Here is a 17,676-nt window from a genome sequence, read left to right as displayed (position 1 = left end):
ACCGGCGTGCGGCCACCGCGACGCGGGTAGCGTCGGGGCCATGCGTTTCGTGCGGCTCGACGCCCCCAAGCCCATTTCCAAGATCGGCCTCGGCACGTGGCAGTTCGGCTCCCGCGAGTGGGGCTACGGCCCCGACTACGAGCGCCGGGCGGCCGAGATCGTGCGGCGGGCGCTCGACCTCGGCGTCACCCTCTTCGACACCGCCGAGCTGTACGGCTTCGGCCGCAGCGAACGCATCCTCGGCGCGGCGCTCGGCGACGACCGGGCGAAGGTCGTGGTGGCCAGCAAGATCTTCCCGCTGCTCCCGGTCGCCCCGGTGGTGCAGCAGCGGGCGGTCGCCTCCGCCGCCCGGCTCGGCGTCGACCGCATCGACCTCTACCAGGTGCACCAGGCCAACCCGGTGGTCGCCGACACCACCACCATGCGCGGCATGCGCTCGTTGCAGGACGTCGGGCTGGTCGGCGAGGTCGGGGTCAGCAACTACGACCTGCGCCGGTGGCGGTTCGCCGAGGCCGCGCTGGGCCGCCGGGTGCTGAGCAACCAGGTCCGCTACAGCATGATCGACCGCGGTCCGGAGGAGGATCTGATCCCGTACGCGGAGCAGGCCGGCCGGATCGTCATCGCGTACAGCCCGTTGGCGCAGGGGTTCCTCTCCGGCCGCTACGACGCCAGCAACCCGCCGGCCGGGGCGGTGCGCCGGGCCAACCCGTACTTCCTGCCGGAGAACCTGGCCCGCGGCACCGAACTGATCGCCACGCTGCGCGAGGTGGCCGACGCGCACGACGCCACGCCCAGCCAGATCGCGCTGGCGTACGTGCTGCGGCACCCGAACGTGGTGGCCATTCCCGGCGCCTCCGGGGTGGAGCAGATGGAACGCAACGCGGCCGCCGCGGACATCGACCTGGCCGACGACGAGTACGCCGCGCTGGTCGCCGCCGCGCACGCGTTCCGGCCGGTCACCGGCCTGGCCGCGGTGCCAGGGATGATCCGCGCCCGAATGGGGAAGTGAGCGGAGATGGACGACATCACCGCACTGATCCTGGACGACCACGCCGCCTTCCGGCGCGGCTTCGCCCGACTCGACGACGCCCGTGACCCGGCCGAGATGCTGGCGATCTGGGAGGCGCTCGCCCTGCACCTGGACGTCCACGCCGAGGCGGAGGAGGCCATCCTCTATCCGCACCTGGTGAAGCACGGCGACGACGGCGAGGACGAGACCGCCGACGCGATCGGCGACCACAACAAGATCCGGGACGCGATCGCCGAGGCCAAGCTGCACGAGGTCGGCTCGGACGCCTGGTGGGCGGCGGTGGGCACGGCCCGCAGGGAGAACAGCGAGCACCTGGCCGAGGAGGAGGACGAGGCGCTGCCCGACTTCCGCCGGCACGCGAGCGTGGAGCTGCGGGCCGAGCTGGGGGCGCGTTGGCTCACCTTCTACGGCGAGCACAAGAACGGCCGGGACCTGCCGTTCCGCGACAAGGACCCGCAGCAGTACGTGCGCGAGCACCGCTGAGCGAACGATCTCCCCGGCGCGGGGGAGTCGCGCGGCGGGCGGCGGCGGGACAATGACCGGATGACGGTCCGGGGGGTGCTCGCGCCGCTGGTGCGCGGCACCACCTGGCGGCGGGCCGTGTTCCTGCTGCTCGGCGGCGTGCTCGCGCTGCCGTACGCGCTGCTGGTGGTGGCGTTCGCGCAACTGCTCACCACGACGGAGGTGCCGCGCCCGCTCGGCTTCGGGCTGCTGCTGGTCGGCGCCGGGCTGGCCCTGGTGCCGGTGTTCCTGGCCGGCAGCCGGGCGCTGGAGATCGCCGCCGCCCGGGCGCTGCTCGCGGTCGACCTGCCGGAGCCGGTGCCGGGCCACCGCGTCGACCGGGAGACCCGGCTGCGGGCCGCCCTCTGGATCGCCATGCACCTGGGCACCGGCGCGGCCGTGCTGTTCGCCGCGATCAGCGCGTTCCCGATGGCGCTCGTCTTCGTCGTCGGGTTGACCGGGATCGACACCGGGGCCGGGCCGGGCGAGCGCTTCGGGCCGCTCGACCCGTCCCGCCCGGTGCCGGCCGGGCTGGCCGGGGTGGCCGTCCTGGTAGCGCTCGGTTACGCGGTGGCCGGGCTGGGCGCGCTCGCCGCCTCGATGGCGCCGGTGCTGCTCGGACCGGCCCAGGCCGAACGGATCGCCGCGCTGGAGGCCCGCGCGGTGCGGCTGGCCGAACGCAACCGGCTGGCCCGGGAACTGCACGACTCGGTGGGGCACGCGCTGACCGTGGCGACGCTCCAGGCCGGCGCCGCGCGGGAACTGCTCGACACCGACCCGGAGTTCAGCCGGCGGGCGCTGCGGGCCATCGAGGAGACCAGCCGGCGGGCCATGGACGAGCTGGACCAGGTGCTCGGGCTGCTGCGCGAGACCGACGCCGGGCGGCCACCCGCGTCGACCGCGCCGCACCCCACGCTGGCCGGGCTGGACGGGCTGGTCGCCGCCGCCCGGGCCGGCGGGCTGGTCGTCGAGTCAACCGTCGGCGGGCCGCTGGACGCGCTGCCCGCGGTGGTGTCCCGCGAGGGCTACCGGATCGTGCAGGAAGGGCTGACCAACGCGGCCCGACACGGCCGGGGGCCGGTGACGCTGCGGGTCGCCGTACCCCCGGACGGGCTGGAGATCGAGCTGGTCAACCCCGTGCGCGGCGGCACCGGCCCGACCGGCGGCGGACGCGGGCTGGACGGCATGCGGGAACGGGTGCTGCTGCTCGGCGGGCGGCTCGACGCCGGCCCGGAGGGGGACCGATGGCGGGTCCGGGCCACCCTGCCGGCACCGAGGAAGGAGACCGGGTGACCATCGACGTGCTGATCGTCGACGACGACGAGCTGATCCGGGTCGGCCTGCGGGCCATCGTCGACGCCCAGCCGGACCTGCGCGTCGTCGGCGAGGCGGCGGACGGCGCGGCGGTGCCGCCGCTGGTGGCCAAGCTGCGGCCACGGGTGGTGCTGATGGACGTGCGGATGCCGGCCATCGACGGCATCCAGGCCACCCGCCGGCTGCTCGCCGCCTCCACCGACCCGCCGCGCGTCCTGGTGGTCACCACGTTCGCGAACGACGAGTACGTCTACGAGGCGCTGCGCGCCGGCGCGAGCGGCTTCCTGCTCAAACGGGCCCGCCCGGCCGAGGTGGCGGAGGCGATCCGGGTGGTCGCCGCCGGTGAGTCGCTGCTCTTCCCCGCCGCGATCCGGCAGCTCGTCGGCGCGTACGGGCGGCACGGCGGGGACCGGCTGGCCGCCGCCCGGCTGACCGAGCGGGAGGCCGAGGTGCTGCGACTGATGGCGGCCGGGCTGTCCAATCCGGAGATCGCCGCCCGGCTGGTGGTCGGCGGCGAGACGGTCAAGACGCACGTCGGGAACGTGCTGGCCAAGCTCGGGGTGCGGGACCGGACCCAGGCGGTGATCGCCGCGTACGAGTCGGGGTTCGTGGTCCCGACCGGCTGAGTCCCCCGGGCGGGGGAGTCGCCTCACCCGGCACCGGGAGGATCCCGGGTCGTCGGGAGCCGAGGCTCGAAGCATGACCGCCGCACTGCTCGTACCGACCCGTCACCGGTCCCGGACCGCGCCGCTCGCCGCCGGCTGGCTCGCGCTCTGGGGCGTGCTCGCCCTGATCTCCACCGTGACCGGCGCCGGCTATCCGTTCGGCGACCACGACCGGGACCGCGACGTCAACCTGCTCCGCCTGGTGCCGGTGTCGGTCGGGCCGGCGCTGTTCGCGGCGCTGCTGCTCAGCGCCGCGGTCGTCGCGCTGGCCATGGCCGGTCCGGTCGCCCACCCGTCCCGGCCGCTGCGCGCGCTGCTGCTCGGTTACGGCTGGGCGGTCGCGTTCGTGCTGGCCGTGGTGGTGCCGGACACCCGGGTGCTGATCACGCTGGGCTACGCGCCGATCCTGCTCGTCGGCGCGCCGTTCGGCTGGCCGCCCGTCGACTACGCCGACGTGTTCACCTGGACGCTGCTGTGCAAGACCGCCGCGATGGCCGGTGGGGTGCTGCTCGCCCTGGCGGTGCTCGGCTGGCAACGCCGTACCGCCGGGGCCTGTGCCGCCTGCGGCCGCGCCGACGCCGACCGGGGCTGGACCACAGCGGCCGCCGCGGCCCGCTGGGGCCGCTGGGCGGCCTGGACCGCCGCGGTCATCCCCACGGGGTACGCGCTCACCCGGCTCGCCTGGGCCGCCGGCATCCCGCTCGGCATCTCCCGCGACTTCCTCGACGAGATGCACGACAGCGGCATCGTCTGGGCCGGTGCCGGGCTGGGCGCCTTCGCGCTGGCCGGGGCGGTGCTCACGCTCGGGCTGGTCCGCCCCTGGGGCGAGCGGTTCCCCCGGTGGATGGTCGGCCTGGCCGGCCGCCGGGTGCCGGTGTCGCTCGCCGTGGCGCCCGCCACGCTCGTCGCGCTGGCGGTCACCGCGGGCTCCCTCGGGCTGGTCACCGCCCCCCGGTTCTGGGAACTGACCGGCGGGCTCAGCCTCACCACGCTGCCGATGCTGCTCTGGCCGCTCTGGGGTGTCGCGCTCGGCGCCGCCACGTACGCCTACCTGCTGCGCCGCCGCGGCGTCTGCCGGCGCTGCGGGCGCTGACCGCCCCCGGTGGTCGGTCCCGATCACGGGGCGGGACCGACCACCGGGCGGTGCGGGAAATCTGAGCTAGCGTGGTGCGGGTGAGCGCTCACTCTGAGGTTTCCCCGGTTCCGCCGGCCGAGCTGCCCGCCACGCTCGGCGCGTTGCGCGCCGCCGGCCACCACTACCGCACGGTCAAGCAGGAACTCCGCGACAACCTCCTCGCCCGGATGCGGGCCGGCGAGGAGCGCTTCCCCGGCATCGTCGGCTACCAGGACACGGTGCTGCCCGAGGTCGAGCGGGCGTTGCTCGCCGGCCACGACATGGTGCTGCTCGGCGAGCGCGGGCAGGGCAAGACCCGGCTGATCCGCTCGCTCGGCGGGCTGCTCGACGAGTGGACCCCGGTGCTTCCCGGCTCGGTGCTCAACGAGCACCCGATGCACCCGCTCACCCCGGCCAGCCGGACCCGGGTGGCCGAGGCCGGCGACGACCTGCCGATCGGCTGGCTGCACCGCTCGATGCGCTACGGCGAGAAGCTCGCCACGCCGGACACCAGCGTCGGTGACCTGATCGGCGACGTCGACCCGGTGCGGCTCGCCCAGGGGCGTACGCTCGGCGACCCGGAGACCATCCACTTCGGTCTCGTGCCGCGCACCAACCGGGGCGTGTTCGCCGTCAACGAGCTGCCCGACCTGGCCGAACGGATCCAGGTGGCACTGCTCAACGTGCTGGAGGAGCGGGACATCCAGGTCCGCGGCTACCAGCTCCGGCTGCCGCTGGACCTGCTGCTGGTGGCCAGCGCCAACCCGGAGGACTACACCAACCGGGGTCGGATCATCACCCCGCTCAAGGACCGCTTCGGCGCCGAGATCCGGACCCACTACCCGCTCGACCTGGAGCTGGAGCTGGCGTTGATCCGGCAGGAGGCCGACCTGGCCGCCACCGTCCCGGAGCACGTGCTGGAGGTGCTCGCCCGGTTTGCCCGCGAGGTACGCGAGTCGCCGTCGGTGGACCCGCGCTCCGGGGTGTCCGCCCGGTTCGCCATCGCCGCCGCGGAGACCGTGGCCGCCGCCGCGCTGCGCCGCTCCGGGCTGCTCGCCGGCACCGGCGCCCCGGAGGCGCCGGTCGCGCGCGTCGGCGACGCGGTCTCGGTGACGTCGACGCTGCGCGGGAAGGTGGAGTTCGAGAGCGGCGAGGAGGGGCGCGAGATCGAGGTGCTCGCGCACCTGCTGCGGACCGCCACCGCGGAGACGTTCCGGGCCCGGCTGGCCGGGCTGGACCTGTCCGGCTTCACCGCGCTGGTCGCCGAGGGCGGCGCCGTGGAGACCGGTGAGCTGGTCTCCGCCGCCGAGCTGCTGCGCCAGGTCGGCACCGTGCCGGGGCTGGCCAAGGTGCTCGACCGGCTCGGTCTCGGTGACGCGCCCAGCCCGGCGGAGGCCGCCGCCGGCGTCGAGTTCGTCCTCGAGGGGCTGCACCTGACCCGCCGGCTCGGCAAGGACGTCACCGAGTCCGGGCGCACCGTCTACGGCGGCCGGGGCTGACCGTGGCCGGCAACCGGTTCCGGTACGGCCAGTGGCGCGGCGGGCCCGACCCGCTCGCCCCGCCGTACGACGTGCGTGCCGCGGTGGACGCGGTCGGCGCGGAGGTGCTCGGCGGCGGCAGCCTCCGGGAGGCGCTGCGGGACCTGCTGCGGCGCGGTCCGGACGGGCGCGGGGGCCTCCAGGACCTGGCCGCCCGGGCCCGTCGCCTGCGTCGGGAGGCGCTGCGCCGGGGCGACCTGGACGGCGCGGTGACCCGGGCCCGGGCGCTGCTCGACCAGGCGCTCGCCGCCGAACGGGACGAGCTGCGCGGGCGCGACGGCGACGAGGCCCGGTTCGCCGAGGCGGTGCTGGACAACCTGCCCCGGTCCACCGCGCGCGCGGTTTCCGAGCTCTCCGGGTACGACTGGGCCAGCGCCGAGGCACGTCAGACGTATCAGCGGATCCTCGACGGGCTGCGCGGCGAGGTGTTGGAGCAGCGCTTCGCCGGCCTGCGGGACGCGGCGCGGGCCGCCGCCGACCCGGACGCCCAACGGCAGCTCGGCGAGATGATGCGTGATCTCAACGACCTGCTCGCCCGGCACGCCCGCGCCGAGGACACCACCGACGCGTTCGCCGAGTTCATGCGCCGGCACGGCGAGTTCTTCCCGGAACGCCCACGGGACGTCGAGGAGCTGATCGACGTACTGGCCCGCCGGGCGGCGGCCGGGGAACGGCTGATGCGGTCGCTGTCGGACCGGCAGCGTGAGGAGCTGGCCGGGCTGATGCGCCAGTCGCTCGGCGACCGGCTCGCCGGTGAGCTGTCGCAGCTCGACGCGCACCTGCGGTCGCTGCGCCCCGACCTGGAGTGGCAGCGTGGCGAACGGGTCCGCGGCGACCAGCCGCTCGGCTACGGCGAGGCGACCGGCGCGCTCGGCGAGATCGCCGAACTCGACGAGCTGCTGGACTCGCTCGACCAGGACCAGTCCGGCGCCACGCTGGACGACGTGGACGTCGACGCGGTGGCCCGGACGCTGGGCCGGGACGCCGCCGACGACGTACGTCGCCTGCGCGACCTGGAGCGGGAGCTGCGCCGTCAGGGCTGGGTGACCCGGGACGCGGACGGGCTCACGCTCAGCCCGAAGGCGCTGCGCCGGCTCGCCGGCACCGCGCTGCGGCGGGTCTTCGCCGACCTGACGGCCGGGCCCCGGGGCCAGCACGACCTGCGTTCCGCCGGCGCGGCGGGCGAGGTGAGCGGCGCGTCCCGCCCCTGGGAGTACGGCGACGAGCAGCCGCTGGACGTGGTGCGCACGCTGACCCGCGCGGTACGCCGGGCCGGCCCGGGGGTGCCGGTGCCGCTCGCGGTCGAGGACTTCGAGGTGATGGAGACCGAGCGTCGGGCGTCGGCGGCGGTGGCGCTCTGCGTCGACCTGTCGTACTCGATGATCTCGCAGGGGCGGTGGGGTCCGATGAAGCAGACGGCGCTGGCGTTGTCGCACCTGATGGCCACCCGGTTCCCGCAGGACGCGCTGCAGATCGTCGGCTTCGGGCGGGAGGCGATGCCGCTCACCCAGCAGGAGTTGGCGGCGGCGGAGCCGGACATGGAACAGGGCACCAACCTCCAGCACGCGTTGCGGCTGGCCGGCCGGCACCTGCGGCGCCACCCGGGCGCCGAGCCGGTGGTGCTCGTGGTGACCGACGGCGAGCCCACCGCGCACCTGGACCCGGAGGACGGCGAGGCGTACTTCAACTGGCCCCCGCTGCCGGAGACGATCGAGGCGACCATCCGCGAGGTGGACAAGCTGACCCGGTTCGGCGCCACGCTCAACCTGTTCATGCTCGGCGACGACCCGGGGCTGCGCCGGTTCGTCGACGCCGTGGCCCGCCGTTCGGGCGGCCGGATGTTCACCCCCGACCTGGACGACCTGGGCGAGTACGTCGTCTCCGACTACCTCCGCGCCCGCCACGGCCGCCGCTGACCCGGGGTCGTCCCCGCTCGTTCCCGTGGACACCGCCCGTTCTCGTCGATCTTGGACTTATGGTGCCAGGGAATGTCGGTTTGGCCGGATATCGGAGGTGCCACAACTCCAAGATCGCCATACCGTTCCAGTCGTGGCCTTGGGGGGCGCTATGGGGTGCCTGGGCGGGTCGGGGGCGCGCGTGTTGTTCATGAAGCGTTCCGGGTGGCCGGGATGTCGGGTTCGGGAGTGGTGGGCGGCACCCTGGCGGCGGAATCGTCGGCGGGGGTTCGGCGTTGTATCCCCGTGAACGGCTGAGGAAGGCGAGCGCACCGCGCCGCCGACCCCGCCCCCGAGAGAGATCGCCGTGACCGATGCGGCGCGCACCCGGGAATGGCGGTGGCCGCCCGGTCGTTACACACACTCCCGGCGCCGTGACGGAGCCCCGCGCCCCGCGAGCAGTCGGATCCCCAGTCTTTCTTGAGCGCCTGACGGTGCCCGCGCACCCGCCCCCGGGTGTGTCGACCCCCGAATGGAGCCCCCCATGAACACGATTCTGCGTAAGAGCATCCTGGGTGTTGCTGGTCTGGCTTTCACCGGTGGTGTGTTCGCCGGTCCGATCGCCGCGCACGCCGACACCCCCGCCCACGCCGCCACGAGCAAGCCCGTCGCCGTCGCCACGGTGCAGGGTGAGCAGTCCACCATCACCCTGAACGATGAGCAGACGGCCAACGCCAAGGCGATCATCGCCGCGACGAAGAAGGCCGGCCTGCCGGAGCGGGCCGCAGTCATCTCGATCGCCACCAGCCTGCAGGAGTCGAAGCTGGAGAACCTCGGCCACCTCGGCGACAAGAACGACCACGACTCGCTGGGTCTGTTCCAGCAGCGCCCGTCCAGTGGTTGGGGTAGCCCGGAGCAGATCACCGACCCCGAGTACTCGACGCTTGCGTTCCTGAAGGGGTTGAAGCAGGTCGACGGCTGGCAGGACATGCCGGTGACCAAGGCCGCCCAGACCGTGCAGGTCTCGGCCTACCCGGACGCCTACGCGCAGTGGGAGAAGCAGGCCACCGACCTGGTCGCCCAGCACTGGACCAAGTAAGACCACCGAAGGCCGGCACCCCGAACCACGGGGTGCCGGCCTTCGCTCGTCCGGGTGAACCGGGTCGGGTAGCCGGGGCGCGGCCGGTGGCGGGAGGGGTTGGATGCGTGGCATGGATGAGGTGGACGCCGCCGACCTGCGACAGGCGTACGACGAGCTGCTCGCGGAGGTGGACGCGGGCGGGTTCGGGCCGCCGCCGGAGGGTGAGTTGAGCGCCGAGCAGATCGTCGCGCACCTCGCCGCCAACGACGAGCTGATGAGCGAGGCGACCGAGGCGGTGCTGGCCGGGTCCCCGTTCGCGTACTACGACGTGGACACCATCCACCGGCCGCAGCTCGACGCGTTGGTCTCCGAGTGCGGCGGGCTGGACGGGCTGGCGACAGTGCTGCGGGCCACCAGTCAGAAGCTCTGCGCGTTGGCCGCGCGGCTCGGCCCGGCGGCGGAGACGCCCGTGGAGACCGTGCTGCGGGAGGGCTTCGACCTGGACGTGGACGAGTCGCTGCCCTGGGGGCGGGCGCTGGACCTGCACGTCCGGGTGCACCTGCCGCTGCACCTGGCCCAGCTACGCGCGCTGCGCCGCCAACCCCACCTGGCCTGACGGCGCCGCGGGGGGTACGCGGAAGGTGCCGCGGTAGGCGGTCGGGGACACCCCGACCCGGGCGTGGAAGTGCTGACGCAGGGCGGCGCTGGTGCCGAAGCCGGCGTCCCGGGCGATCCGGTCGACGCTCAGGTCGGTGGTCTCCAGCAGCACCCGGGCGTGTTCGGTGCGCTGCCGGAGCAGCCACTGCGCCGGGCTGAGGCCGGTCTCCGAGCGGAAGTGCCGGGTGAACGTGCGGACGCTCATCCGCGCGTGCGCGGCCATCTCGCGCAGCGCGACCGGTTCGTGCAGGCGCGCCCGGGCCCACTCCCGGGTGGCCGCGGTGCCGGTCTGCGCGGCCCGGGGCACCGGCCGCTCGATGTACTGGGCCTGGCCGCCGTCCCGCCACGGCGGCACCACGCAGCGCCGGGCCGCCCGGTTGGCGACCGCGCTGCCGTGGTCGGTACGGATCACGTGCAGGCAGAGGTCGATGCCGGCGGCCACCCCGGCCGAGGTGAGCACCGACCCGTCGTCGACGAAGAGCACCTCGGGGTCGAGCCGTACCCGGGGGTGCAGGCGGCGGAACCGGGCCGCGTACGCCCAGTGGGTGGTGGCCGGCCGTCCGTCGAGCAGGCCGGCGGCGGCGAGCACGAACGCGCCGGTGCAGATGGACATGATCCGCGCGCCCCGCTCGTGGGCGGCGCGCAGCGCGGTCGCCACCTCGGCGTCCACCGTGCCGGCGGTGAGCGGCGGGCCCGCGTGGATGCCGGGGACGATCACCGTGTCGGCGGTGGCCAGCAGGTCGAGGCCGTGGTCGGGGAGCACCTGGAACCCGGCGGTGCTGCGCACCGGGCGACCGCCCGGCGTGCAGGTCGTGACCGCGTAGAGCGGGGTCTGGTCGGCCGGGCGGGCGGCGCCGAAGAGCTGGGCCGGGGTGCCGAGATCCAGGGCGACCACGCCGTCCAGGGCGAGCACGGCGACGCGGTGCGGCAGCGTGACGGGCATGGCCCGATTATTACGCACGATGGCTTTCCGGCCACTCGCCCCACCGCACCCGGCAGTCCGAGACTCGATGGGTGAAAAGACTGCACCCGGCCTGGCTCGTCGCCGGCGTCGCCTTCGTCGCGCTGGTCGGCGCCGCCGGCTTCCGGGCCACCCCCGGCGTGCTGCTGCACCCGTTGCACGCCGAGTTCGGCTGGCCGCTCGCCACCATCTCCGCCGCCGTCTCGGTCAACCTGCTGCTCTACGGCCTCACCGCGCCGTTCGCCGCGGCGCTGATGGACCGGTTCGGCATCCGTCGGGTGGTGGCCGGCGCGCTGCTGCTGGTGGCGGCCGGCAGCGGGCTGACCGTGGCGATGACCGAGAGCTGGCAACTCATCCTCTGCTGGGGCGTGCTGGTCGGGCTGGGCACCGGCTCGATGGCGCTGGCGTTCGTGGCGACCGTCACCGGGCGCTGGTTCGTCCGCCGCCGGGGCCTGGTCACCGGCGTGCTCACCGCCGGCGGGGCGGCCGGCCAACTGGTGTTCCTCCCGCTGCTCGCGGTGCTGGTGCGCGACCACGGCTGGCGCACGGCGGCACTCGTCGTCGCCGGGGCCGCGCTCGCCGTCGTACCCCTGGTGGGGTGGTTGCTGCGCGAGCACCCGGCGGACCTGGGCCGGCCGGCCTACGGCGCGACCGCTGTCGTGCCGCCGGTCCGGCCGGCGGGCGGCGCGGCGGGACGCGCGGTCGGCGCGCTGACCGCCGCCGCCCGGACCCGGCCGTTCTGGTTGCTCGCCGGCGGCTTCGCGATCTGCGGCGCGACCACCAACGGGCTGGTCGGTACGCACTTCGTGCCCGCCGCGCACGACCACGGCATGCCGGAGACGACCGCCGCCGGCCTGCTCGCGCTGGTCGGGCTCTTCGACATCGCCGGGTCGGTGGCCTCCGGCTGGCTCACCGACCGGGTCGACAGCCGGTTGCTGCTCGGCGCCTACTACACGTTGCGGGGCGGGTCGCTGCTGGTGCTGCCGAGCCTGTTCGCCGGCCGGGCCGAGCCGAGCATGCTGGTGTTCATCGTCTTCTACGGGCTGGACTGGGTGGCCACCGTGCCGCCGACGGTGGCGCTGTGCCGGGAGTGGTTCGGCGCGTCCGGCGCGGTGGTCTTCGGCTGGGTGTTCGCCGCGCACCAGGTGGGCGCCGCGCTGGCCGCCACCGGGGCCGGCCTGGTCCGGGACCGGCTCGGTGACTACGCGGTGGCCTGGTACGTGGCCGGCGTGCTGTCGATCGGCGCGGCCGGGCTCTCCCTGCTGCTGCGCCGACGCCCGACGTTCACGCTGCCCGTGGCGGCGGCCGGCCGGCGGGCCTGGAGCTATCGGGGCTGAGTCAGCCGAGCGCCCACTGCTGCTCGGCGGCGCCGCCGCACGGCGCCTGTTCCAGCTCCCGCCCGGCCTCGGTGCCCGCGTCGTCGACCTGCGCGCACTTGCCGCTGTGCACGGCGACCAGCAGCACCGGGCCGCCGCCGGTCGGGTTGAGCTTCCACTGCTGGTTGGCCTGCCCGTTGCAGGACCACTGCTGCACGTCGGCGCCGTCGTCGGTGCTCGCCTCGTTGACGTCGAGGCACTTGCCGCTGGCGGCGTTGACCAGCAGATAGGTGTCCGGGGCGACCGGCGTGACCACCCACTGCTGCTCCGGCCCGCCGGTGCAGTCGGCCAGCGCGGCCTGCGCGCCCTCCGGGTCGTCGCCGGTGACGCCGACGCAGCGCCCGGACGGCACGCCCCGGATCACCCTCGGCGTGGCCACCGGCGCGGCGGGCGTCTCCGGCGTCGCGCTCGGCGACGGTGACGGCGGGGCCTCGGTCGTCGGCGGCGTCGTGGTCGGCTCGCTCTCCGCCGGGGTCGGCGCGGCCGCCGCCGGCACCACCGGCCGGTCGGCCCCGCCGCCCAGCACGCCGGTGGCGAAGAACGCCCCCAGGAGTACGCCGACCAGGCCGACGCCCAGCGCGACCCGCATCAGCGGGTCCCGGGGCAGCCGGACGCCGCCCCGGGCGGGGCGCGCGCCGTAGACGGTGCCGGACGGGTCGCGGTGCGGATCGGCCATGGGGGCATCCTGACCCACCGGAGCCACCGAGGGCCAGTCGCCCCGGCGGCCGGTGACTCAGTCGACGACCCGGACGTCCTTCCAGAACGCCACCCGGTCCCGCACCATCTCGGCCCCGGACTTCGGCTCCGGGTAGTACCAGACCGCGTCCGGGCTGGTGGCGCCGTCGTGTTCGAGCGTGTAGTAGGAGGCGGTGCCCTTCCACGGGCAGACCGTGTGCGTGTCGGACGCGCGGATCAGGTCGTCGCGCAGGGCCGCACGCGGGAAGTAGTGGTTCCCCTCGACCAGCACGGTGTCGTCGCTCTCCGCGACGACCAGGTCGTTCCAGACGGCTTTCGGCATGTCGTCCACGCTATGTCGCGGCCCGCCCGCCGGCCACCGTGGACGTCCCACGAATTGTCGGACCCGGGCGTAAGGTGATCTCATGCGAGCTGTCCGTGATCATGAACGGGCGGTGGACACGCTGCGGCGCTCCTACGCCGCGGTGCCCGCCGGTGAGACCGTGCGGCTGGCCAAGCAGACGTCGAACCTCTTCCGCCCGCGTTCCGCGCCGCGCGCGCCGGGCCTGGACGTGACCGGCCTGACCGGGGTGCTCGGCGTGGACGCGACGGCCCGCACCGCCGACGTGCAGGGCATGTGCACATATGAGGACCTGGTCGACGCGACGCTGCCGCACGGGCTGATGCCGCTGGTCGTGCCGCAGTTGCGCACCATCACGCTGGGCGGCGCGGTGACCGGCCTGGGCATCGAGTCGACGTCGTTCCGCAACGGCCTGCCGCACGAGTCGGTGCTCGAGATGGACGTGCTCACCGGCGCGGGGGAGCTGGTCACCACCCGGCCCCGGGGCGAGCACGCCGAGCTGCACCGGGCGTTCCCCAACTCGCTGGGCAGCCTCGGCTACGCCACCCGGCTGCGCATCGAGCTGCAACCGGTCGGCCGGCACGTGGCGCTGCGCAACATCCGGTTCACCCGGCTGGAGGAGCTGGTCGACGCGATCGGCGAGGTGGTCGACAAGGGCGCGTTCGCGGGCGAGCCGGTCGACGCCATGGACGGGGTGATGTTCAGCCCCGGCGAGTCCTACCTGGTGCTCGGCACGTTCACCGACGAGGCCGACGGCCGCCCGTCCGACTACACCGGCCAGGAGATCTACTACCGCTCCCTGCGCCGCCGCACCCGCGACGTGCTGACCGCTTACGACTATCTCTGGCGGTGGGACACCGACTGGTTCTGGTGCTCGTCCGCGTTCGGCGTCCAGCACCCGGTGGTCCGGCGGCTCTGGCCGCAGCGTTACCGGCGCAGCGACGTCTACCACAAGATCGTGCGGTTCGAGCACCGGCACCGGGTGGCCGCCCGGGTCGACAAATGGCGGGGCCGGCCGGCGCGCGAGCGGGTGGTGCAGGACGTGGAGATCCCGCTGGCGCGCACGCCGGAGTTCCTGCGCTGGTTCGCGGGGCACGTGGGGATGAATCCGGTCTGGCTCTGCCCGCTGCGGCTGCGGGAGCCGGCCGGCCCGGGATCGGCCCGGGCATGGCCGCTGTATCCGCTCCAACCGGGCGAGACCTATGTGAACATCGGTTTCTGGGGCAGCGTCCCGATCGCGCCCGGCGCCGCCGACGGCGACGTCAACCGGCGGATCGAGCACATGGTGTCGGAGTCGGGCGGGCACAAGTCGCTCTACTCCGACGCGTACTACGACCGGGCCGCGTTCGACCGGCTCTACGGCGGGGAGACCTGGCGTGCCGTGAAGGACCGCTACGACCCGGAGCACCGACTCACCGGACTGTACGAGAAGGCGGTATCCCGAGCATGAGTCTGACCGACCGAACACCGGGGGCGGCGAGCGCCCCGGCCGGGCCGCCCTCGGGCGGCCGGCGCACCGCACCGACCGTCGCGGACGTGATCCGCGCGGTGACCACCGGCGACCTGCCCGTCCGGGTCACCGGATACGACGGCAGCGCGGTGGGCCCGGCCGACGCCGGGATCACCCTGGCGATCCACACCGAGCGGGGCCTGTCCTACCTGCTCACCGCGCCGGGCGACCTGGGTATGGCCCGGGCCTACGTCAGCGGCGACCTGGGCCTCGACGGCGTGCGCCCCGGCGACCCGTACGAGGCGTTGCGGGTGCTCAAGGACGAGATGCCGCTGCGGATGCCGCCGGTGGCCGACGCGGTGGCGCTGGTCAAGGGGCTGGGCTGGGAGCGGTTGCGGCCCCCGCCGCCCCCGCCGCAGGAGGCGGCGCCGCGCTGGAAGCGGGTGGTGAACGGGCTGCGCCACTCGCGGGCGCGGGACAGCACCGCGATCTCCCACCACTACGACGTGTCGAACGCCTTCTACGAGAAGGTGCTCGGGGAGTCGATGACGTACACCTGCGCGGTCTTCCGCAGTCCGGGCGACACGCTGGAGGAGGCGCAGCGGGCCAAGTACGACCTGGTCGCCGGCAAGCTGGCGCTCCAGCCGGGGATGCGGCTGCTGGACGTCGGCTGCGGCTGGGGCGGCATGGTCCGGCACGCGGCCCGGGAGTACGGCGTGCAGGCGCTGGGCGTGACGCTGTCCAAGGCGCAGGCGCAGTGGGCGCAGGCCGCGATCGAGCGGGAGGGGCTGGGCGACCTGGCCGAGGTGCGGCACCTCGACTACCGGGACGCGCCGCGTGAGCAGTTCGACGCGATCTCCTCGATCGGGTTGACCGAGCACATCGGCGTGCGCAACTACCCGGCCTACTTCGGCGCGTTGCGGTCCCGGCTCAAGCCGGGCGGGCGGCTGCTCAACCACTGCATCACCCGGGCCGACAACCGCGCCCCGCACCGCTCCGGCGCGTTCATCGACAGGTACGTCTTCCCGGACGGCGAACTGGCCGGTCCGGGGCGGCTGATCAGCGAGATCCACGACGCCGGGTTCGAGGTGCACCACGAGGAGAACCTGCGCCAGCACTACGCGCTGACGCTGGCCGGCTGGTGCCGCAACCTGGTCGAGCACTGGGACTTCTGCGTGAACGAGGTCGGCCCGGGCACCGCGCGGGTGTGGGGCCTCTACATGGCCGGTTCCCGGATGGCGTTCGAGCGCAACGGCATCCAGCTGCACCAGGTGCTCGCCACGCACAACGCCCCGCAGGGGGCCAACGGCTACCCGCTGCGCCCCGACTGGACGCCCTGACCCGCACCGACGGAAGGCCGCGCGGACCGCGCGGCCTTCCGTCGCCCTGTGGAACGACACGCCTCCTCCCGTAGAGGCGGGGCCCCCGCTTAACACATGCCGCGGCTGGGTAATGGCGGGCGATGTTCTTCATCTTCGGGCTGCGGACCAAGGTCACCCGGTCCGGCGTCGTCACCCAGGTCTGCCGGCACTGCGGCAACCAGGCCGCACAGGTGATCACCCGGCGGGCCACGAAGTTCAGCCTCTTCTTCGTCCCCCTGATCCCGGTGCGCACCCGGTACGCGCAGCAGTGCACGTTCTGCGGCGCCCAGTACGACATCTCCCGCGCCGAGGCCGAGCGCCTCCCGGTCGGCTGACCGTGACCCGCTTCCTCTGCTGGCTGATGGGGCGGCCGATGGTGACGCCGCCCGCCGTACCGGTGCACACCGCCGCCCGCCCACCCTGCACGCCGGGCCGTCGGCACCGTCGCCGCAACCGGCCGACGGCGGGCGCGCTGTCCCCGCGCTCCCCGTGGAACCGCTCCGCCGGCCGCTGACTGCTCTCGGAGTGTTAACAAGGGGCCCCGCCTCTACCGAAAGCGTTAAGCGGGGGCCCCTCCTTACACTTCATCGGGTGAAAGATCGGCTGAGGGAGATTCGGGGTGGCGGGGCGCCGCGGCGGCACAACGCCCGCACCATCGCGGCGTTGACCGGCAACCCCGGCTGCACCCGGCGCGCGGTGCTGGACGGCGCCGGGGCGGACAAGCCGGCGCTGGCCGAGCGGCTGGGCTTCCCGGCCCGGTTCGGGCAGTCCCGCTTCGCCATCACCCGGGGCAACGCGTTCGAGGCGCAGGTCAAGGCGGACGGCGGGGTGGAGCTGCTGCGCCTGGTGGCGGAGCGGCTCGGCGTACCGGTGCCGGCGGGCGCGACCTGGACGGACCTGGGCGGCGACGACGACCGGCCGGAACGCTCCCGGGCGGCGTTGACCGCTGGTGGCGACGGCCCGGCGCTCTTCGACCATCCGCTGCTCGGCCTGGACGTGGCCGGTCGGCGCGTGCACCTGGAGCCGGACCTGGTCGCCGCCCGGCTGGCCGGCCGGTTCCACGTCGTGGAGATCAAGTCGTTCCCGGTGATCGACGGGCAGGCCGACCCGGCCAAGGTGGCCGCCGCCGCGATCCAGTCCGCCGTGTACGTGCTCGCGCTGCGCGAGCTGCTCGCCGCCGAGGGGCGCGACCCGGAGCTGGTCTCGCACGAGGTGGTGCTGATCTGCCCGCGAGACTTCGGCAGCCGGCCGGTGGCCAGCCTGCTCGACGTCCGCCGGCAACTGCTGGTGCTGCGCCGGCAGCTCGCCCGGATGGCCCGCGTCGACGACCTGCTGGCCACCCTGCCGGCCGGGTTCACCGTCGATCCGGCGGCCGACCCGGCGATCCTCACGGCCGCGCTGCACCAGGTGCCGGCCCGCTACGCGCCGGACTGCCTGGCCGCCTGCGAGCTGGCCTTCTTCTGCCGGCACGAGGCGCGCGGCCAGACCGGGGCGCTGGGCCGGCCGGTCCGGGAGGCGCTCGGTGGCGTGCCGGAGGTGACGGACGTGCTGGCGCTCGCCGAGGGCGTCCGGGCGCCCGAGCCGGAGCAGGCGGAGGCCGCCGCGCTGCTGCGGGCCGCCGCGCGCCTGCGCGCCGACGCCCTCACCGGAAACCCCGCATGAGTACGCCCCGAAGCGCGCGTCCGGCGGCGCAGGTG

At 74.7% G+C, this 17,676-nt stretch carries 17 protein-coding genes; 14 read left to right on the top strand and 3 right to left on the bottom strand.

The genetic code is table 11. From position 1 onward, the window contains the following. Positions 1 to 40 precede the first annotated feature (40 nt). From ACH495_RS18670 to ACH495_RS18630, 9 genes are all read left to right on the top strand, one after another. Positions 41 to 1,009 (top strand): aldo/keto reductase, encoded by a 969-nt coding sequence (locus ACH495_RS18670; RefSeq protein ID WP_396858962.1) that lies wholly within the window; start codon positions 41 to 43, stop codon positions 1,007 to 1,009. Positions 1,010 to 1,015: 6 nt separating this feature from the next. Further along, complete coding sequence (locus ACH495_RS18665) at positions 1,016 to 1,513, top strand: hemerythrin domain-containing protein (RefSeq protein WP_396858961.1); 498 nt, start codon at positions 1,016 to 1,018, stop codon at positions 1,511 to 1,513. A gap of 60 nt (positions 1,514 to 1,573) precedes the next feature. Next, positions 1,574 to 2,824, top strand: coding sequence for a sensor histidine kinase (locus ACH495_RS18660; protein WP_396858960.1), 1,251 nt, complete (start codon positions 1,574 to 1,576; stop codon positions 2,822 to 2,824). Beyond that, positions 2,821 to 3,471, top strand: a complete 651-nt coding sequence (locus ACH495_RS18655) for a response regulator (protein WP_396858959.1) — start codon at positions 2,821 to 2,823, stop codon at positions 3,469 to 3,471. Before ACH495_RS18660 ends, ACH495_RS18655 begins: the two co-directional genes overlap by 4 nt. 73 nt (positions 3,472 to 3,544) lie before the next feature. Further along, a complete protein-coding gene (locus ACH495_RS18650; RefSeq protein WP_396858958.1) occupies positions 3,545 to 4,603 on the top strand; it encodes a hypothetical protein in 1,059 nt (352 codons plus the stop codon). Positions 4,604 to 4,674: 71 nt separating this feature from the next. Next, positions 4,675 to 6,123 carry a magnesium chelatase gene (locus ACH495_RS18645; RefSeq protein ID WP_396858957.1) on the top strand — a complete coding sequence of 483 codons (1,449 nt, stop codon included), beginning with the start codon at positions 4,675 to 4,677 and terminating at the stop codon, positions 6,121 to 6,123. A 2-nt stretch (positions 6,124 to 6,125) separates the two neighbouring features. Next, positions 6,126 to 8,078 carry a VWA domain-containing protein gene (locus tag ACH495_RS18640; protein WP_396858956.1) on the top strand — a complete coding sequence of 651 codons (1,953 nt, stop codon included), beginning with the start codon at positions 6,126 to 6,128 and terminating at the stop codon, positions 8,076 to 8,078. A 523-nt stretch (positions 8,079 to 8,601) separates the two neighbouring features. Next, positions 8,602 to 9,156 carry a hypothetical protein gene (locus tag ACH495_RS18635; protein WP_396858955.1) on the top strand — a complete coding sequence of 185 codons (555 nt, stop codon included), beginning with the start codon at positions 8,602 to 8,604 and terminating at the stop codon, positions 9,154 to 9,156. A 121-nt stretch (positions 9,157 to 9,277) separates the two neighbouring features. Next, positions 9,278 to 9,754 carry a hypothetical protein gene (locus ACH495_RS18630; RefSeq protein WP_396859011.1) on the top strand — a complete coding sequence of 159 codons (477 nt, stop codon included), beginning with the start codon at positions 9,278 to 9,280 and terminating at the stop codon, positions 9,752 to 9,754. Here the strand turns inward: ACH495_RS18630 and ACH495_RS18625 are convergent. Then, the gene (locus ACH495_RS18625) at positions 9,719 to 10,756 is read right to left on the bottom strand and encodes a GlxA family transcriptional regulator (protein WP_396858954.1); all 1,038 of its coding nucleotides are present in this window, start codon (positions 10,754 to 10,756) and stop codon (positions 9,719 to 9,721) included. The two genes, ACH495_RS18630 and ACH495_RS18625, sit on opposite strands and share 36 nt — an antisense overlap. A 53-nt stretch (positions 10,757 to 10,809) precedes the next feature. Between ACH495_RS18625 and ACH495_RS18620 the strand changes: the two genes are divergently transcribed. Further along, on the top strand, positions 10,810 to 12,093 hold the full coding sequence (locus tag ACH495_RS18620; RefSeq protein ID WP_396858953.1) for an MFS transporter: 1,284 nt from the start codon (positions 10,810 to 10,812) through the stop codon (positions 12,091 to 12,093). Position 12,094: 1 nt separating this feature from the next. Here ACH495_RS18620 and ACH495_RS18615 read toward each other — a convergent pair whose 3' ends face one another. Then, positions 12,095 to 12,808, bottom strand: a complete 714-nt coding sequence (locus tag ACH495_RS18615; RefSeq protein WP_396858952.1) for an RICIN domain-containing protein — start codon at positions 12,806 to 12,808, stop codon at positions 12,095 to 12,097. A gap of 57 nt (positions 12,809 to 12,865) precedes the next feature. Then, positions 12,866 to 13,150: a DUF427 domain-containing protein gene (locus tag ACH495_RS18610; RefSeq protein WP_396858951.1), complete on the bottom strand. Its 285-nt coding sequence runs from the start codon at positions 13,148 to 13,150 to the stop codon at positions 12,866 to 12,868. Between the two features lie 82 nt (positions 13,151 to 13,232). Here ACH495_RS18610 and ACH495_RS18605 point away from each other — a divergent pair, with 82 nt between their 5' ends. From ACH495_RS18605 to ACH495_RS18590, 4 genes are all read left to right on the top strand, one after another. Further along, the gene (locus ACH495_RS18605; RefSeq protein WP_396858950.1) at positions 13,233 to 14,618 is read left to right on the top strand and encodes an FAD-binding oxidoreductase; all 1,386 of its coding nucleotides are present in this window, start codon (positions 13,233 to 13,235) and stop codon (positions 14,616 to 14,618) included. Next, positions 14,615 to 15,958: a class I SAM-dependent methyltransferase gene (locus tag ACH495_RS18600; RefSeq protein ID WP_396858949.1), complete on the top strand. Its 1,344-nt coding sequence runs from the start codon at positions 14,615 to 14,617 to the stop codon at positions 15,956 to 15,958. The genes ACH495_RS18605 and ACH495_RS18600 overlap by 4 nt, the downstream gene beginning before the upstream one ends. 122 nt (positions 15,959 to 16,080) lie before the next feature. Next, entirely contained in the window at positions 16,081 to 16,314 is a 234-nt protein-coding gene (locus ACH495_RS18595; RefSeq protein ID WP_343443311.1) for a zinc-ribbon domain-containing protein, read from the top strand. 256 nt (positions 16,315 to 16,570) lie between these two features. After that, on the top strand, positions 16,571 to 17,641 hold the full coding sequence (locus ACH495_RS18590) for a hypothetical protein (RefSeq protein ID WP_396858948.1): 1,071 nt from the start codon (positions 16,571 to 16,573) through the stop codon (positions 17,639 to 17,641). Positions 17,642 to 17,676: the final 35 nt, after the last annotated feature.

Origin of the sequence: Micromonospora sp. NPDC018662 (genome assembly GCF_044391475.1) — a bacterium.
In the GTDB taxonomy this organism is placed as follows: domain Bacteria; phylum Actinomycetota; class Actinomycetes; order Mycobacteriales; family Micromonosporaceae; genus Micromonospora.
The sequence above is the reverse complement of the archived record's forward strand: the minus strand, read 5'-3'. Positions and strand labels throughout refer to the sequence as shown.

What these genes read in the sequence shown, in the direction of transcription:
- ACH495_RS18635 (WP_396858955.1), top strand. Translation starts at nt 8,602, where the DNA reads ATGAACACGATTCTGCGTAAGAGCATCCTGGGTGTTGCTGGTCTGGCT.
- ACH495_RS18670 (WP_396858962.1), top strand. Translation starts at nt 41, where the DNA reads ATGCGTTTCGTGCGGCTCGACGCCCCCAAGCCCATTTCCAAGATCGGC.
- ACH495_RS18600 (WP_396858949.1), top strand. Translation starts at nt 14,615, where the DNA reads ATGAGTCTGACCGACCGAACACCGGGGGCGGCGAGCGCCCCGGCCGGG.
- ACH495_RS18660 (WP_396858960.1), top strand. Translation starts at nt 1,574, where the DNA reads ATGACGGTCCGGGGGGTGCTCGCGCCGCTGGTGCGCGGCACCACCTGG.
- ACH495_RS18610 (WP_396858951.1), bottom strand. Translation starts at nt 13,150, where the DNA reads ATGCCGAAAGCCGTCTGGAACGACCTGGTCGTCGCGGAGAGCGACGAC.
- ACH495_RS18595 (WP_343443311.1), top strand. Translation starts at nt 16,081, where the DNA reads ATGTTCTTCATCTTCGGGCTGCGGACCAAGGTCACCCGGTCCGGCGTC.
- ACH495_RS18650 (WP_396858958.1), top strand. Translation starts at nt 3,545, where the DNA reads ATGACCGCCGCACTGCTCGTACCGACCCGTCACCGGTCCCGGACCGCG.
- ACH495_RS18665 (WP_396858961.1), top strand. Translation starts at nt 1,016, where the DNA reads ATGGACGACATCACCGCACTGATCCTGGACGACCACGCCGCCTTCCGG.
- ACH495_RS18615 (WP_396858952.1), bottom strand. Translation starts at nt 12,808, where the DNA reads ATGGCCGATCCGCACCGCGACCCGTCCGGCACCGTCTACGGCGCGCGC.
- ACH495_RS18605 (WP_396858950.1), top strand. Translation starts at nt 13,233, where the DNA reads ATGCGAGCTGTCCGTGATCATGAACGGGCGGTGGACACGCTGCGGCGC.